At 42.3% G+C, this 17,315-nt stretch carries 13 protein-coding genes; 7 read left to right on the top strand and 6 right to left on the bottom strand.

The annotated features are described in order from the left end of the window. Position 1 precedes the first annotated feature (1 nt). On the bottom strand, positions 2 to 1,099 hold the full coding sequence (locus GKS34_RS18360) for an acyltransferase family protein (protein ID WP_163386445.1): 1,098 nt from the start codon (positions 1,097 to 1,099) through the stop codon (positions 2 to 4). 78 nt (positions 1,100 to 1,177) lie between these two features. On the opposite strand from GKS34_RS18360, the gene GKS34_RS18355 reads away from it, so the two are divergent. Then, positions 1,178 to 3,802: a family 20 glycosylhydrolase gene (locus GKS34_RS18355; protein ID WP_163386444.1), complete on the top strand. Its 2,625-nt coding sequence runs from the start codon at positions 1,178 to 1,180 to the stop codon at positions 3,800 to 3,802. A gap of 167 nt (positions 3,803 to 3,969) precedes the next feature. Here the strand turns inward: GKS34_RS18355 and GKS34_RS18350 are convergent, their stop codons facing one another. Beyond that, positions 3,970 to 4,998 (bottom strand): two pore domain potassium channel family protein, encoded by a 1,029-nt coding sequence (locus GKS34_RS18350; protein ID WP_163386443.1) that lies wholly within the window; start codon positions 4,996 to 4,998, stop codon positions 3,970 to 3,972. 470 nt (positions 4,999 to 5,468) lie between these two features. On the opposite strand from GKS34_RS18350, the gene GKS34_RS18345 reads away from it, so the two are divergent. Together GKS34_RS18345 and GKS34_RS18340 are read left to right on the top strand one after the other, a co-directional pair. After that, positions 5,469 to 6,881: a sigma-54-dependent transcriptional regulator gene (locus GKS34_RS18345; protein WP_163386442.1), complete on the top strand. Its 1,413-nt coding sequence runs from the start codon at positions 5,469 to 5,471 to the stop codon at positions 6,879 to 6,881. A 249-nt stretch (positions 6,882 to 7,130) separates the two neighbouring features. Continuing rightward, positions 7,131 to 7,784, top strand: a complete 654-nt coding sequence (locus tag GKS34_RS18340; RefSeq protein WP_240459360.1) for a hypothetical protein — start codon at positions 7,131 to 7,133, stop codon at positions 7,782 to 7,784. A gap of 89 nt (positions 7,785 to 7,873) precedes the next feature. Here GKS34_RS18340 and GKS34_RS18335 read toward each other — a convergent pair whose 3' ends face one another. From GKS34_RS18335 to GKS34_RS18325, 3 genes are all read right to left on the bottom strand, one after another. Further along, positions 7,874 to 8,338 (bottom strand): hypothetical protein, encoded by a 465-nt coding sequence (locus GKS34_RS18335; protein ID WP_163386441.1) that lies wholly within the window; start codon positions 8,336 to 8,338, stop codon positions 7,874 to 7,876. A gap of 7 nt (positions 8,339 to 8,345) precedes the next feature. Then, entirely contained in the window at positions 8,346 to 9,494 is a 1,149-nt protein-coding gene (locus tag GKS34_RS18330; RefSeq protein WP_163386440.1) for a zinc-dependent alcohol dehydrogenase, read from the bottom strand. Positions 9,495 to 9,754: 260 nt separating this feature from the next. Next, positions 9,755 to 10,417 carry a MarC family protein gene (locus tag GKS34_RS18325; protein ID WP_163386439.1) on the bottom strand — a complete coding sequence of 221 codons (663 nt, stop codon included), beginning with the start codon at positions 10,415 to 10,417 and terminating at the stop codon, positions 9,755 to 9,757. Positions 10,418 to 10,722: 305 nt separating this feature from the next. Here GKS34_RS18325 and gntA point away from each other — a divergent pair, with 305 nt between their 5' ends. Both gntA and GKS34_RS18315 read left to right on the top strand, forming a co-directional pair. Next, on the top strand, positions 10,723 to 11,463 hold the full coding sequence (gene gntA / locus GKS34_RS18320; RefSeq protein ID WP_163386438.1) for a guanitoxin biosynthesis heme-dependent pre-guanitoxin N-hydroxylase GntA: 741 nt from the start codon (positions 10,723 to 10,725) through the stop codon (positions 11,461 to 11,463). After that, entirely contained in the window at positions 11,460 to 12,047 is a 588-nt protein-coding gene (locus tag GKS34_RS18315) for a DUF1989 domain-containing protein (protein WP_163386437.1), read from the top strand. Before gntA ends, GKS34_RS18315 begins: the two co-directional genes overlap by 4 nt. A gap of 103 nt (positions 12,048 to 12,150) precedes the next feature. On the opposite strand, the gene GKS34_RS18310 is transcribed toward GKS34_RS18315, so the two are convergent. After that, positions 12,151 to 12,513 carry a hypothetical protein gene (locus tag GKS34_RS18310; protein ID WP_163386436.1) on the bottom strand — a complete coding sequence of 121 codons (363 nt, stop codon included), beginning with the start codon at positions 12,511 to 12,513 and terminating at the stop codon, positions 12,151 to 12,153. A gap of 474 nt (positions 12,514 to 12,987) precedes the next feature. On the opposite strand from GKS34_RS18310, the gene GKS34_RS18305 reads away from it, so the two are divergent. Both GKS34_RS18305 and GKS34_RS18300 read left to right on the top strand, forming a co-directional pair. Next, positions 12,988 to 13,515: an RNA polymerase sigma factor gene (locus GKS34_RS18305; protein ID WP_163386435.1), complete on the top strand. Its 528-nt coding sequence runs from the start codon at positions 12,988 to 12,990 to the stop codon at positions 13,513 to 13,515. A 568-nt stretch (positions 13,516 to 14,083) separates the two neighbouring features. Continuing rightward, positions 14,084 to 17,302, top strand: a complete 3,219-nt coding sequence (locus tag GKS34_RS18300) for a SusC/RagA family TonB-linked outer membrane protein (protein ID WP_163386434.1) — start codon at positions 14,084 to 14,086, stop codon at positions 17,300 to 17,302. Positions 17,303 to 17,315 lie beyond the last annotated feature (13 nt).

The following is a 17,315-nucleotide window of genomic DNA, read 5'->3' as shown; positions in this document are numbered from 1 at the left end:
CTTATAATTTGATAAATATTTTTCGTCGGTAAAGTAAATACGCCGGGATAAAATTGATAGCTACGAATAGAAGCGCATACAGCATGCTGGCAAACTTCAGGGAAAGCCCTATGCCTGTGAATTCATTCAGAAAATGAACGTTTAGGGATTGTCCCCCTATTTCCAGGCGATAAAATACCAGTGAAAGCACATCGGCCAGTACGTAAACGGTAATGGCATTGGCACCAAAAATAATCCCTATGCTGGTCCCTTTTTGTTTTCCTAAAATGTCTACCAGGAAATAGCAGGCTCCGAGGGCTATAAAAGCTGCACCGCCGGTCACCAACGTAAAGGAGCTGGTCCAGAGGTGTTTGTTGATGGGAAATACCTGCGCCCACAACAATCCCAGTAATACCAAGGGTAAACCTAAGGCCATTAAATAGTTTGCTTTCAGGTGTTGGTTTTTTTCGGAGAGTAGTATATGTCCCGCCAACATTCCTAAAATCCCCGTTACGATTGCCGGAAGGGTGCTGAAAAGTCCCTCAGGATCCCAGGATCCTTCCCACATTTTGCCCGGAAGCAGGATTCTGTCTATCCATGCCGCCAGATTTCTTCCGGGTTCGAGTATGACTACACCTTCGTCGGGAGTGGGGATCAGCGTCATGGCAAGCCAGTAAACCAATAGGATGCCTCCTGCCAGGAAGGCTTGCTTTTTCCAGTCGCTGTTTAAAAAAAGAAAGGCACAGGCAAGGAAGACAACGGCGATGCGCTGCAGTACTCCGGCGATGCGCATGTCGGAAAAATCAAAATTGGGGATGAGGTTTAAAAAAACGCCCACGATGAATATTTTCAAGGAGCGGATCAGTATTTTTTTGTACATTTCTGACTTGGGAAAACCACCTTGAAGCCTTTTGGTATAGGCAATGGCAACGGATACGCCGACGATAAACAAGAAAAAGGGAAAAATAAAATCAGTCATGGTAAGGCCATTCCAGGATGCATGCAACAAGGAGGGGTACACGTGGTCCCAGGTTCCGGGGTAGTTGACCAAAATCATGGCTGCTATGGTAAATCCCCTCAAGGCATCCAGGGAGATTAATCGGGTACTCGTTGGCTTCATATAATAAAATTAGGTTCGTTCAATAGTCAATTTAATACCAATCCAGGTAATAATAAGGCTACTTAAATCTGTTGAATTATGAATAAAAGCATTTCTTCCTTACTGCTCCTCAGCATAAGCATTTTTTTTATTGCCTGTCAGAAAGAAGCTTCCTGGCAGCAAACCGTGGATCAACTTCATTTGGAGTGGGAGTTGGTCAGTAATTTTACCGAGGAAGAAGGTCAATTTGACGCGCGGTTTTTAATCGAAAATAATGGAGATCAGGCCTTGGAAGATGAAGGCTGGGCGCTGTTTTTCAACATGTCTCCAAGAATGATCGTTAGCAGCTCGGAGGCGGATATCACCCATATTAACGGGGACTGGTATCAACTCACTCCTAGGGAAGGGTTTTACCTGGGCAGTGGGGAGCAACTAGAGGTGGCTTATACAGGAATAGAGGGAGTTATCAAGGAGACCGATGCTCCCATGGGGCTGTATTTTGTTTTTTATGGCGAAGACGAAGAGGAGCTGGCCACCATTCCTGTCAGCAACTGGGAAGTAAGGCCCTTTGAAAGGAAGGAACAACTGCTCAGAGGAACCGCTGATGAGGAAAGCCCTTACAGTCCGTCCAGCCAATTTGCGGCCAATGAAAAAGTGGAGTTAGTTGAGGCATCTGATCTTTTACCCATCATACCCTCGCCTTATTTTCTGGAAAAGGGAGAAGGAGTATTTGAAATTAATTCAGGAATGACCATCACCTATCAGGAGGGTCTGGAAAATGAGGCCACTTACCTGAACGAAAAACTCCAAAACCTGTCTGGAATAAACCTTGTGATTGAAGCCGGTGAGGGAGAGGAAGCAGATATTCTGCTTTCCATTGCTGATATTCAAGTGGATGGGAAGCAAAAGGAGGCCTACCAGCTGGAGGTTGGGGCAGACGGCGTTGTCATAACGGGTGGGGATGCAGCTGGAGTTTTTTATGGCGTTCAGAGCCTGCTGGCCTTACTTGGACCCGAAATTTACCTGGTTAAGGAGTTGCCCTTGGAAGTCCCCTTCGTTCGCATAGACGATGCACCCCGATTTGGCTTCAGAAGTTTGCACATGGATGTGGCCAGAAATTTTCAAACCAAGGAAACCATTAAGAAAGCACTGGACATGATGGCCCATTACAAGCTCAATCATTTCCTTTTCTATACTACTGAGGATGAAGGATGGCGATTGGAAATTCCAGGACTTCCGGAATTGACTGAAGTAGGGGGGCAGCGACAGCATGTCAAGGGAGTGGACGAGGCAGCGCTGCACCCCGGATATGGTTCTGGTCCGAAAGCCTATGCCGCTGGTGGCCATGGCAGTGGATTTTATACCCGTCAAGAATTTATTAACCTACTCGAATATGCCAGAGACCGGCACATTACCATCATCCCCGAGTTGAATTTTCCCGGGCATGCCAGGGCTGCCATTAAATCCATGGAAGCCAGGTATCTGAAATTTATGGAGGCAGGGGATGAAGCGGCAGCGGAAGAATACAGGCTGATTGATCCCGAGGACCAATCGGAATACTTGTCCGCTCAGGCTTATAAGGATAACGTAGTCAGTGTGGCGCGGGAATCCACCTATCGGTTTTATGAAAAGGTAGTGGACGAACTGGACCTTATGTACCGGGAGGCAGGCTTGGAATTAGAAAAAATGCATGCAGGTGGAGATGAAGTGCCAGAGGGTTCCTGGACCCAATCTCCCATGGCAGATTCCTTGTTGAAGGAATTGCCGGACATTAAGGATCCCAAAAACCTGCAGGCCTATTTTTTCCGGGAACTAATGAAGCGACTGGAAAAACGGGACCTGGAAGTACATGTTTGGGAAGAAATGGCCTTGATAAAGGATGAAACAGGGAATTATCGGCCCAATCCGGAATTTGTGGGGAGAAAGGTCATACCCTATATTTGGAATAACCTTTTTGATTACCCCGACATGGGTTACCAACTGGCAAACCAGGGGTACGAAGTAGTGCTTTGTAACGTATCTAATTTTTACTTTGACCTGGCCTATTCCAACGACCCTACCGAACCGGGTTTGTATTGGGCGGGGTTCGTAGATACTAAAAATGCCTGGACCTTTGCTCCCTATGATTGGTTTAAAACCACCTATACGACCAATATGGGAAGGAAATTGGACCGAAAAGTGGAATTTAAGGAGATGGTCCGAATAAATCCGGACGCAAGAGGAAATATCCTGGGTTTGGAAGCGCAGCTTTGGGGAGAGACCGTTAAAGGTGGTGAAATGGCAGAATATTACATTTTCCCTAAGCTACTGGGCTTTGCCGAGAGTGCCTGGGCTAAGGAGCGGGAATGGGAGCGGGAAGATGATCTGGAATTGATGGATCGAGCAATTGAAAAAGGCTGGAATCGGTTTTCCAACACCATTGCTCAAAGGGAATATCCCAAATTGGCCCGCTGGAACGGGGGGTATGTTTACCGAATCGCTCCTCCAGGTGTGAAGGTAGAAAACGATACCCTTCAGGCGAATGTGAATTTCCCGGGGCTAGAGCTCCGGTATACAACAGATGGCAGCGAACCTGGCGCCGCTTCCAGAAAGTACGAAATGCCGATACCATTGGAAGGTGTAGTGAAGATAAGAGCGTTTGATAAAACTGGAACGGGAAGTAGAACCGTAACCGTAAACCCCAGTAAAGGTGCCGCTTCCTCCGATAATCTCCAACCACGCTGACCTCAAAGGCAATCAGGAGGCCTCAAGTTCCGAGGACTGAGGGAGGCAGAAGACTGCAGAAACAGAACCTAAGTCGTAAAGTATTGCGAAAAGGCTGATCAAAAAGAACCATTAGGGCCCATTCTAACCGGAAATGTTCCATTCGGGACGCTCCTTTTTTCTAGTTGTCAATTTGGGGGTAAATCCTCCGCTTTGTTTATATCCTGCCAATGCCATAAGTCTTTTTCGACCAACCCTAATAGCAGGCATCTTCTCTCCTTCAGTTCATTCAATTTTTTTTGAAAGGCACTGTCGGATAGGGTCAAATCACCCCAAAACGCCGGTATTCTTGGATACTCAAACGGAGGAGGTTCGGGGGAAGAAGTTATAAAATTCCCTTTCATTTTTAATAAATAATTATCCAGTGATCGCCTTATTGGCACCCAATTGAAGTTATCGGTATTTTTATCCATTTGGTAAATTTCCCGAATGGTAAGTGCTTCATCTAGTTTGGCCAAATTTAGTGGGGCGGCATATTCCCGTTTGTCCGCGTGAAAATAGTGAAGGATAGGATAGGCCAGGTGTTGCTCGCTTAACTTTAATATCATGGTTTCAAGGGTACTGAATCGTTTGTGCAAAGCACTAAAGTCCTTTCCATTCCATCCATTTAGAATAATATCCTCCGGTGTATTGCCCAATTGATAGATGTAAGTGGCAAGTGTGCGCTGTGCAACTACAGTTTGCAGCACGGGCAAAAGATAGGAAATGACAAGACTGACAAAAAACAAACTCCCCATACCCATAATATTGGTCATAATTCGCCACCAATCTGATCCCGATTTCAAATCTCCATTTCCCAGTGAAGTTAGCGTGTAACCGACAAAATAAATTTTCCCGACTTCATTGCTGTTTACATCCGTAATCGAGTCGACAACAGACCCATCATCTGATAAAAAAATTAGACTAAAACCCAACCAGATGATAGAAATCCAGAAAAAGAACAAAGAAACCAAGATGACGCTCCCTGCATAATTCAAGATTACAGATTCCGGGTTGCTACCAGAAAACCATTTAAAAATCCTCCAGATGCCTACGGAATAAGGCTTAGACAGGATACCACCCCCACCTAAATGTATAACCGTTAGAAAAATATCTATTACGACGATTACCAGAATAGAAAACCCAAGGAAAATTAGAAACAAGCTATTAAAATCCATCTTCTTCTAATTATAAATAAATTCAATACCATTAACAATTTTCTAAATCAAGATGGATGCCCAACCTAATGCGGGGCCCTGCTCACGAATTTTTTTCTTCGTTTATTCCCTAAACATGTATCTGGTTTTACATTACAGGGGACATTTTTATTGGTTACAGTCAGGCTTAATCTGGTAATCAGTATGATAAAATGAGGTTGATAAAGTAACAGCTAACTTTATGGAACAAATGGTTTATGAGATATTTTTCCTTACTATTTTTTTGGAATAGTAAGATTCACCTGGTTTAAAAGTATCGTTTTACCGTCATTATTATATGTTTTTAAATGAAATTTATGAAATCAATAGTGGAAATATGTAACTAAACGAGATTATATTGTAACACAATGAGGCATTTCCATCACTATATTTGTAATGTATTAATTCATTTAATCGCTACTTTAAACGAAATCCTTAAATTCCTATAAGATATGAAAAAGATATTAGTTGTTGATAATCAAATTTCTAATTGTGAACTTTTAAAAAAATTACTTTCTCGGAATAATTATGAGGTTGAAACCATTTCGCAGGGAAATCTTGCTCTGAATATCATTGACAAGGGCAAGTTTGATATTATTATTAGCGAATACCGTTTGCCTGATTTAGCTGGTGCGGTCTTTTTTGAAAAAGTATTGAAAAGCCACCCCGCTATATCCATGATCTTCATGAGCCGGGATTTTAATTTGAAAAACGTAGTGGACTTAATCAAACGGGGAGCCTTCAATTACCTATCGAAGCCGCTGAACCCGGACGAATTGCTTGAAGCGGTTCGGGATTGTAGTAAGCCACACGATTCCCAGGTTCAAAAAATATCCGCTTCGGAGAAACAGGCCAAATTACCAGAAAATGGCACTTGTAATGAATTTGGCTTTGTGGTTGGTAAAAGCAAAGAAGCTCTGGAGATGATCAGTCAAATAAAAAGAGTGGGAACTACCAATTTCACCGTTATCATAGAAGGAGAAACCGGCACTGGAAAGGAGGCGGTGGCCAGGCATATTCACAAGATAAGTAATCGATCCGATAAGCCATTTGTGGCCGTCGATTGCGGAAGTCTTTCCAAAGAAATTGCAGGAAGTGAGCTTTTTGGTCATGAAAAGGGGGCCTTCACCGGAGCGATTTCCAAAAAAACGGGATTGTTTGAACTGGCCAATGGAGGGACGATTTTCCTTGATGAAATCGCTAACCTATCCCTGGAAACGCAAATGGCTTTGCTCAGAGCCCTTCAGGAAAAAGTAATAAGGAAAATCGGTGGAGTCAACGAAGTTCCCATCGATGTACGGGTTATTGCAGCTACTAACGAAGACTTGATCGTCAAGTCGGGCGCTATTTGTTTTCGTGAAGACCTATTTTTCAGGCTAAGTGAATTTATATTAAAAGTTCCGACCTTAAAGGAAAGGATTTCTGATCTTCCCTTGTTTATCGATTATTTTCTCAAACAGACAAGTGAAGAATTAGGAATAGAGAAACCACAGCTTTCAGAGGAAGTGAAGGATATATTTTATAATTATGAATGGCCCGGAAATATCAGAGAGTTAAAAAATATTATCCGGCGTTCCTGCTTGTTTATTGAAAAAGACAATTTCATCTATAAAGACGCCTTGCCACATGGGTTACTTGCTACCGCTGTCACCAGAAAATTGAATGGGAAATCGGAAATTAAAACCGAATCGCAGTCGGTAAACCGGGAATCGGTAGATCCTGATCTCAAATCGGCTGCCCGAAGGGCCGAATTAACCAGAATTATGGAAGTACTTCAAAAGGTAAATTTTAATAAAACAAAAGCGGCGGAAATATTAAATATTCACCGCAAAACGCTCTATTCCAAATTAAAGGTTCTAAGATAACCTTAAAGCTATAAATAAAATAGACCTTTATTGAGAGGTGATGATTTGTGCCCAGGAATTGGGTACAATTCTTTTTTAGGCACTTTAATTAACACTGAATAGAGACCATCTCTGAAACTGGATCAATACCCTAAATAATCAGTATCTTTTTAAATTACTCAAGGCGGAAACAACATTAATTTTCCATTTATCATTCAGCATAATAGTTGCTGTTTTAATTCCAGTAATGTTCGTTTATTAATTCTCAAAATGATGGAACTATACAGATTGATACAATCCATTAAAGAAAAATTCCGAAAGGAAATCAACGTGCTGAAAGGGGAAGAAGGAAAAGATAAGTTGTTTTCCAGTACGAATGAATTCAATACTTTGCAGGATGCCAGGGAGGCCTTTAGACGTTCGAAAGAAAAATTATTTGATGTTAACCTATGGTCCCAAATGCCCGGTATTACTAGTGAATTTAAATTGTTTGGTCCAAATGGCAGCCAGAAAACAGGAAAAAGCGTGTCCATCGTAGATTATATCCTGATCAACCTACCCGGTCCCGTACCTGAAAACTGGGTGAAAGTAATTTCTCTGGTAGATCAGGAAGAATTGGCGGAGTTTGTGGTCAGCCCCAGTGAAAAGCCACAAGAAGGCAACCTGAATGATGAAAAAGTGGCTCATTTTTTTAAGGAGGAAGCTACCAGCACCTTCCGGATTAAACGAGAGGGAAGGCTTCTATTTGCGTATGAAATCGGAAAGGAGGAGAACATCAATAATGAAGGAAAAGAAGCTTCCAACAGAGATTGGATCAATACATTGATGGCCGAAGGAGGCTGGTTGGGATTTCAAAAAATACAGTGGAAAAACCTGACCGAATATTTGGTACATCTTTCCGAAATTGAAAGGGTTCAAAAGTAATTATTTTCTATCGGGCATAAAAAAACGGCTATAAACTGGTTTAATGAGCCGGTTTTTTTATAAAATAAAAGCGTGTTATGGTATTTACCTTAATTCTTCCTTGATAGCAATTTGATGGCAACAAAGGAAACAAAAGTAAAGAGGACAGCTTTTTTTATGACGCCATTTTTATTGTATTTCCAGGAGGCCTTCATTCCTCTTTCTGATAAAATATCAGGAAAGGCTCCTTTTTTGATGTCTTCTATAATTCCTTCGATCTCATTTACCCTATCTGCAAAAATTAATGGAAGCCAATGGAGGAATGCACCTTCTCCATATTCAAAGGCAAACCTCCGAATCCTTCCACTTAATCCGGATGGTGGCACCGAATCACCGAAAACCGCAGATATGGAAGGCCTTTCCACAGAGGTTAAAACCTCAACGAATTTTGACTGCTGTTCAGGAGTTTTGCCGGTTTGATCCTTTTTTTCCAACCTCTTTTTTATGGGATAGGTAGGATCGTTTTTTGCATCCGCATCGATTCCCCATCCTTTGATATGATCTTTATTTTCCATGGTATTCCTATTTTGCAGAAGGTATTAAAACAGTTTTAATGCAATTGTCTAATTTATCTGAAAAGATGCGATAGGCATCTGCTACTTCCTCCAGGGGTAGGCGATGGGTGATTAATTCCCTGGGACTGATGATGCCATTTTGGACATGCCTGATCAATTTGGGAAGCAGGCGCTTTACAGAAGCCTGATTTGCCCTAATCGTAATGCCCTTGTTTACAATGTTGCCCACAGGTACGAAATTGCCCGTGGGCCCGTATACTCCTACTATAGAGACGATCCCTCCCTTTTTGACAGAATTGATAGCCCACTCCAAAGCGGTGGCAGAACCTGCCTGTAATAATAACTTTCTGCCTGTGATGGTGTGGAAAGCATTCCCGGCTGCTTCTGCACCTACGGCATCTATGCACACGTCTGCGCCCAAATCATCGGTTAATTTCTTTATAGCTTGCACCGGGTCTTTCATGGAGCGGAAATTATAAACCTCGCAGTTTGCGTAATTCTTCGCGAATTCCAACCTGTATTCGACATGATCGATGACGATCACCCTGCCTGCTCCGAAAAGCCAGGCACATTTGGCGGCCATGATTCCTATTGGCCCTGCCCCAAAAACCACCACCGTATCGCCTTTTTGAATACCACCCATCTCAGCGGCCTGGTAGCCAGTGGGCACCACATCGGTCAATAATACCGCATCATCCAAATCGATACCCTTAGGTACTTTGGTAGGGCCTACATCAGCATACGGGACTCTGACATATTCTGCCTGTCCGCCGTCGTAGCCCCCAGCCATATGCGAATAACCAAAAATGCCTCCGACTGCCGAGGATTGGGGATTGGCTTCCTGGCAATTGCCGTATAATTCTTGTTTACAGAATACGCACTCCCCGCAGGAGATATTAAAGGGTACAATGACCGTATCACCGATTTTGAGGTTACGAACCCCGATTCCGAGCTCTTCCACCACCCCTACGAATTCATGCCCGAAGGTAGAACCCACTCGTGTGTCCGGGACGTTGCCATTATACAAGTGCAAGTCCGAACCGCAAATGCAAGATCGGACTACCCTGACGATAGCATCCTGAGGATGCAGGATTTCAGGCATGGGCTTCTCTTCAATCCTGATCCGCTTAGGACCCCTGTAATTCATCGCTCGCATTTTTCATTATTTTAGGTTGGCAATAAAAGTTGCGTTATTGCCAGAATTGTTCCAAACCCTATTGAGCTTACTCCATACTACTCCGGCGTTCAAATCAGCGTGTCTTTTTGGAGGTCTTTTACCAACTCAAAAAGAGCCAACGGTAATCGGGAAAGGAAAAAATGATCCATTATATTTTTTTTGCAAGGGCAATGCATCTCCTGGATCAAGCCTATGCTGTTTCATCCTCTTTGTAGCCAATCCAAGCCATTTTGTTACGATTATTCCACAGCTGAATCTCCCTCCAGCCAATTAGGGAAGACATCTCCCAGGCCTTCTACCATAAACTGCATCGCTATGGCAGTGACTATAACGCCGAAAATTCGAGTAAAAGCGACAAACGCCAAATTATGTACATTTCTCTCCAGAATGGGAGAACTTATAAGAACGAGAAAAAGGAAGGCATAACTTAATACCAAAACGATCGAATTACCGACATAATCCATCAACTCTTGTGCTTGTGCGCTGAACAGTAAAACGGTGGTCAGGGCTCCCGGACCTGCCAGCATCGGAATGGTTAGGGGTACCAGCACTTTTTCAAATCGCAGCGTGGCCAATTCTGTATTGGTATCACCCTCTTCCTGATTTCCCGATAACTTGCTGGCTTGCCCTTCTACCATTGAGATACCAGTAAGCAACAATAAAAACCCTCCTGCAATTTTAAAGACTTCAATATCAATGGAAAAGAAATCCAATATAAAATTCCCAACGTTTACAAATACCAACAAGATAACAAATGCGGTTCCTACTACCATAAAGGCTATTCTCCGCCTCACCTTGGGTTGTGCATCACCAGTCAATTCATACCAAATCGGTACCAAGCCAATGGGGTTGACAATGGCTATCATGGCAAGCAGAAAATTTAACATCAAATCTGTATTCATTTTTTTTATCTGGGTTAAGCTGTAGGGAATTGAAATACACTTATCATTTATATCCTTCCGAATGAACCCTTAGCATATTTCGTACCTATTTTAAGCCAAAAAAATTTCCAATTATTAATGGAATCGAATTAGTTCTCGCATTGGTTTATCCTGGCGTGAATTTCCCATAAAAGTATCTTTTCCATGTGCTGGCACAGGAATTGTAATTTCTCATATCAAAATGTAGTCTTTGGATAATCTAATGGCAACAAGTTTTACAATTTTGAAACGATCCGGTTTAATACCATCAAAACCCAATGCATTTTATGAAAACCAACAATGCCCATCCGACTTATTGGACTCCTAAAGATATCGGCAGTTGTAAAAATGATCGCATCAAGGATATCCATAAGGATTTGAATGAAAAAATTGCTGACCCCAAATATCCCTGTGTAGGTGCAAAAGCATCTATCAACACGGACCAATACCGAATGGGTATTTATGAAGGAATGGCATCGGAAAAAACGACGCAACAGTTAAGTATCGATTTAAAAAAATATACGCGAGAAACCATTGACGCAGATAGCGATTACCTTACTTTTATAGCGTATTTTACAGATGAAATCGATTCCGAATTGGATTTTGAACAAAGGCTGTGGGATCAACTACAAAAATTACATGATTTTGAAGGTCATAAAGACAATTGGGATCCGTCGGTGAGTAGTAATCCAGAGGACGATAATTTCAGCTTTAGTTTTGGAGGGACAGCCTTTTTTATTGTAGGACTACACCCTAAGGCCAGCAGGCTTGCCCGAAGAATAAGCTATCCTGCCATGGCTTTTAATTTACACCGGCAATTTGATAAGTTGAGGGAAAATGACCAATTTGAAAATATGAAAAAGGTAATTAGAGACCGGGATTTGGCTTACCAGGGATCTATTAATCCCATGCTTGAAGACTTCGGAGAGGGACAGGAGGCCCCTCAATATAGTGGTAGAAGGGTAGAAAAAAACTGGAAATGTCCCTTTCACAATGAAAATATTCAACCTGAAAAAGAAAAGGTATGACGGAAATGATTGAAAAACAGTCCGGGGTAGCTTTTTATCTTAAAAAAGGTGCGTTTTTAAAGGTGATTGATCCTCAAGGAGAGCAAGTAAGTGATTTAGTGGCTTTTAGTGCTAATGATAAACGGGAGAAACTCTCCTCGGGCAAAACCCTGGACTTTGAAAGCACCCTATTCATCACGAAAGGACATCATCTATGGAGCAATAGAAGCCAGAAAATGATGGAAATAATCGAAGATACCAATGGGAGAAATGATTTTCTTCTGGCCCCATGCAGTCCCGAAACGTTTCATATTCTTTATGATAACCCCCACTATCATCCCAGTTGCTTCGAAAACCTGGAAAAAAATTTGAAACCATTCGGTATCGATGCTGATGATATACCTACTGCGTTCAATATTTTCATGAACGTGCAACTGGCTCCTGACGGAACCATTAGTGTAGAACCGCCTATGAGTAAGCCAGGAGATTATGTATTATTCAGAGCGACCATGGATTTAATCATTGGCCTTACAGCTTGTTCTGCTGAGCAATCTAATAATTACAGTTTCAAACCCATCGCATACGAAATTCTATCAAAACCGTAGTACTCGTTGCCCATCAGAGGAACATTACCTATCTCTGGAAATAACGAATTGCACTTCTTCCGTAGAGAAAATGATTTAAATGTGTGGTCAAATACCTACACTCCTACTTTTCAGATTTACTAGTTTCAGTTTTGAGGCTATTTTGATTCGCTAGCAAAGTTTGGTACCCCTTTGGATCATTGATTTGTATAAACTCTACTGCTTCATATAACATCACCTCCAATTCCTTGTAAAACAGATCTTCTTCTGCTATGGCTTCTTCGAGGATTTGTCTCCATTGTTCCTGCACCTGCGGATCATATGGTTTAGCTTTTAGTTTTTTTACCTGTTCATGATCTGCGATACGAGAAAGCTTATAGCTTAACCATTCATAGGTTTTTTCAAGACTTTCTTTTACATTCTCTTTTCCGGATTCCCCATTCAGGTAATGGAGGATCATGGGTAATTGTGCTGGTATGGTTTTCATTGTATTATGTAATCGGTTTAAATCCACTTAAGGACTAATCCATAAATGGAGTATTTTTCGAATAACTTTGTGATAACTAATTCAAAAAATGAACCAAAAACCTCATCTGACATAAAAAACCAGAATATTTTGTAAATTTTTTATCATCATTAAAATCGAATAAAATTTTAAAAAAACCTTAGTTTACTTTAAAATCAGAAATCCTGGGAATATTTAACACAATTTTAATAAAAGCCACTTTTTAAAACCGTCTTATCAATCATTCGATTATTTTTTTATCATGGAATTGTTAAACACTTCATTTTCAATTCTTAATGCAATCGTCATTTTCGCAAAATGAAGATTAATATACGTGATTTGCGCAGATTTTACCAATTTAAACCTTGATATTCATAAAAAAATAGGATGCACATTCACGAAGATTATGTGTTTTGTGTCTGCCAAACAGTTTATTATCATTTAAATACTTGGGATATGGAACAACCTGACAAAAAATTACTGGATGGTTTTCGGAATGGGGACCGCAAGGCCTTCGAAAAGATTTACCAATATTACAGGGTACCTGTGATTCGTTTCAGTGTTTCCATTATCAAAGATGAGCAGGAGGCGGAAAACATTTACCATGAAGTATTTATGAAAATTCTCAAGCGCAGGAGTAAAATCCGGCCGGAATTGAATTTTAATTCTTACGTGTTTACCTCGGTCAAAAACGAGATTTTCGATTACCTGAAGGCATTGAATAAAAACAATAGTTTGAAGGAAAAATTCTGGGAACGAATTTACCAGGAAGAAGACGACTGTAGCCAGGTAAAAGAGGAGCAGTTGACTAAAATGGAAAGCATCATTGAAGGTTTATCCCCAAAAAGGAGAAAAATTCTGGAAATGAATTACTTCGAAAAGAAGTCCTACAATGAAATAGCCGATATTCTAATGATTTCAAAAAACACGGTAAAAAATCAATTGGTAAAAGCCAAATTTATCCTCAGGAAGGAGATGGAATAGACGGTCCAGTACATGTAGACCAACAAATACATTTGATTTTTTTCAAATGAAAGGGGATGCTTTACGTCTCTTTACAAGTACTATTATTTTTTAGGTTTAGAAAGGATTAAAAATGGCAGCAAGATAGGAAGTCACTTTCTAGCCAGAGAAATACTTGTTTTTTTAGTAAGTAAAATACCGCTGGAAAAAAGCATCTACTTGGTAATTTTCCAAGTATTAATCCGCATTTCGACAAAACTTGAGGAAAAAGTTATGATTCCCACCGTTGGAAGTTTTTGAGGGAGCTGCTATCTATTGAGAATTAAGAAATATTTGCAAATAGTTTGGCAGATTTGATACTGATAATCTGCCCTGGCCCGACTTTTAGGATTGGGTTTTTCAGAGCAGGTGTGGTAAAAGGAAAGCCGTATGGAAAGAGCCACTACCAAACTAAATTTGTGTCAATGGGCATGCCTCCTTTGATCCTGTAATATCGTATTGTTTTTCTAAAAGAAAGTAGAAGAGCCGATATCGATCCAATAATACCTTTGATAGGTAAATGTTATTGTGTCATTTTAATCTTTATCCTATGAAAATATCCATACAATCTCTGCGGCATTTGGGAATGCTGCTGCTGGTTTTGGTCCTGCTTGGTGCCAGCCATAAAGGGTTTTCCCAAAATGGCCGGCAAGTGACGGGGGAGGTTACCGATGAAAGCGGGCAATCCATACCCGGGGTCAATGTTCTTGTCAAGGGAACCTCCGCTGGAACCATCACAGATATTGACGGGAAATTTGCAATCACACTTCCCGAAGGCAGCAACGTACTCGTGTTTTCTTTTATTGGTTTTGCTACCCAGGAAGTGGTAGTAGGAAATTCCAGCATATTAAACATCACGCTATCACCTTCGCTTTCGGATATGGAGGAAGTAGTGGTGATTGGGTATGGGGAACAATCCAGGGAAACGCTTACCACCTCCATTACGAAAGTAGATGAAAAGGTCTTGGAAAGTGTTCCTTTTCCCAATGCGGCATCTGCTCTGCAAGGTTCCGTCTCCGGAGTGAGGGTGCAAAGTACCTCCGGCCAACCCGGAGCTGCTCCCAGAATCATTGTCCGGGGAGGGACATCTATCAATAATCCCAATGGAGCGGCCCCGCTCTTTATTGTGGATGGGGTAATTCGACCGGACATGGATGACATATCTGCCGATGATATTGCGTCCATGCAGGTACTAAAAGACGCTGCTGCCACATCCATCTATGGAGCCAGAGGGTCCAATGGAGTCGTCATAATTACCACCAAATCTGGGAAATCCGGTCAATCTAGGGTGACCTATCGATATGATCTCACCTTATCTGATCCGGGCAAACTCTATGAAATGGCCGATGCCCGGGACTACCTGACCTTATACCGTCTGGGGCATATACGTCCCGAAAAATTCCCGGACGAAACGGCCCGGTTAGGCCTACCAAACGGATTTGGAACCGGGAATGACCTTTCCAATAATACAGCATTTACAACCCAGTACCTTACTCCTGAAAATGAATACAAGCTCAATGAAGGTTGGGAAAGTATGCCTGATCCGATTGACCCCTCCCGAACTCTGATATTTCAGGACAATGATATCCAATCCTTGATTTACCAAACTGGGGTATCCCAGAATCACCATGTTGGAGTACAGGGAGGAACCGAAAAAGCTACTTTCAATGCAGGGCTCGGATACCTTTCCAACGAAGGCACCGTCATTACCACCAATTACGATCGGTTGACCTTTAACTTGAACGGAGACATTCAGGTGAAGGACAACCTAAGTTTTTTTGGCAGGGTCTTATATACATACAATACTACCAATACTACCGGACAATCCACAGCCGTCACTTTTTATCGCTCGGCAGGTCTGGCGCCTACAGCTAAGATCTACTTTGAAGACGGTACCCTTGCTCCTGGAACAGCAGCAAATATTGGGAACCCTCTTTATTTTCTAAATAATAGGGTGGCAGAAAGTACCGAAGAAAAATCTACGTATACCGTGGGTGCCCATTGGGATATTTTGCCGGGGTTATCCTTTGATCCCCAATTGTCCATGTATAATGTCAATAATGATAGCTATAATTTTCAACCGGGATTTCTGAATGGACCGCTTAATTTCGTGGATACCCGAAATGCAAGCGCCTCTAATTACCAATGGAGGCAGCGCCAGGCTGATTTGGTGTTTTCGTATGGAAAGACCTTCGGTCAGGATCATAACGTAGATGCAAAGCTGGGTTTTGCCTACTATGATCGGAATATCGCCTCCCTAAGCGCCTCGGGCAGGGGGGCTTCGACTGATTTGATTCCTACCTTGAATGCAGCAACTGAGCCCACCGGAGTAAATAGTAGCATCACCGATCAGGTAATATTGGGGTATTTTGCCCGTGTAAATTATGATCTTGGACAAAAATACCTGTTGTCACTTAACATGCGATACGATGGCGCTTCCAACCTGGGAGTGGATAATAAATGGGGCTTTTTCCCGGGGATTTCCGCTGGTTGGAACCTGCATCGAGAGGATTTCTGGCAAAATGCCTTTACCGATAACCTGCTAAGGATGAAGATTCGGGCCAGTTATGGTGAAAATGGAAATATTGGCGGTTTAGGAGACTTTTCGGCCCAGGGCGCTTATGGGGTGGGAACCAGATATGCCGGTATCTCTGCCATCCAAAACACAGTGATCCCCAACCCCAATCTCCAATGGGAACAGTCCCGAACCATTGACATTGGCGCGGATATTAGTTTGTTCAACCAAAGAATAAACCTTATTGTGGATGTATACCGGAGGGTTACTGACAATTTGATTACCAGCCTGCCGCTACCTCAGTCCACCGGATTTTCCAGTGTGCTGACCAATTTGGGAAGCTTGGAAAACAAAGGATTTGAGCTAGAGATGGGGGCCAACTTGCTGCCGGAAAGCAGCCGCGTTACTTGGAATTTGTCCCTGAATGCGTCCAAGGTGAAAAACAAAATTCTGAAGCTGCCACCCAATGGTGTCGAAAATAACCGTGTCGGCGGGGTGCTGGTTTGGGATTCAGCGATGGAGGATTATGTTTGGAAAGGTGGACTTCAGGAAGGTGGAAGGCTTGGAGAAATGTATAGCAGAAACCAGTTGAGTATCTACCCAACCGATGAAGCTGCCAGCACTGCCCCAACAGACAATTACATCGTTTCGGCAGATAAAACCAAATATGGAGGGGATACCAACTGGCAAGACCTGGATGGAAACGGAATCATTGACAGCCGGGATCAGGTTTACATGGGCCAGGAATTCCCGGTTTGGACCGGTGGTATCACTAATTCTATCAGCTATGGCAACCTAAATCTCTACGTCCGCATGGATTATACCACCGGGCATACTATCTTCAATTGGGCCAAGATGTTCGTAGATACAAATCTCTTTGGAGACAACAACATGACACAGGACAAGGTGGATAATTCCTGGATGGAACAGGGAGATATCGCCCAATATTCCCGGTTTTACTGGGGTGGAGAACGTATACAGCGGAACAATTTCAATGGTACCGCGTCCTCTGGAAACTCAGTCTATTTCGAATCGGGAGATTTTCTGGCGATCCGGGAACTGACCCTGAGCTATTCCTTGCCAGCGAACATCCTTCAGAGGCTATCTATATCCAGCCTAAAGTTCAATATTACCGCCAATAACCTGCATTACTTTACTGGATACAAAGGATTGAATCCGGAAGAAGGAGGAAGGGATGACGGAAGGTATGCTATTCCAAAAAATTACATTTTCGGAGCCAATATCACCTTTTAAACTCAATCGAAAC

Source organism: Cyclobacterium jeungdonense (assembly GCF_010994275.1).
In the GTDB taxonomy this organism is placed as follows: domain Bacteria; phylum Bacteroidota; class Bacteroidia; order Cytophagales; family Cyclobacteriaceae; genus Cyclobacterium; species Cyclobacterium jeungdonense.
Note: the sequence above shows the minus strand (reverse complement) of the source record. Positions and strands in the feature narration are given on the sequence as shown.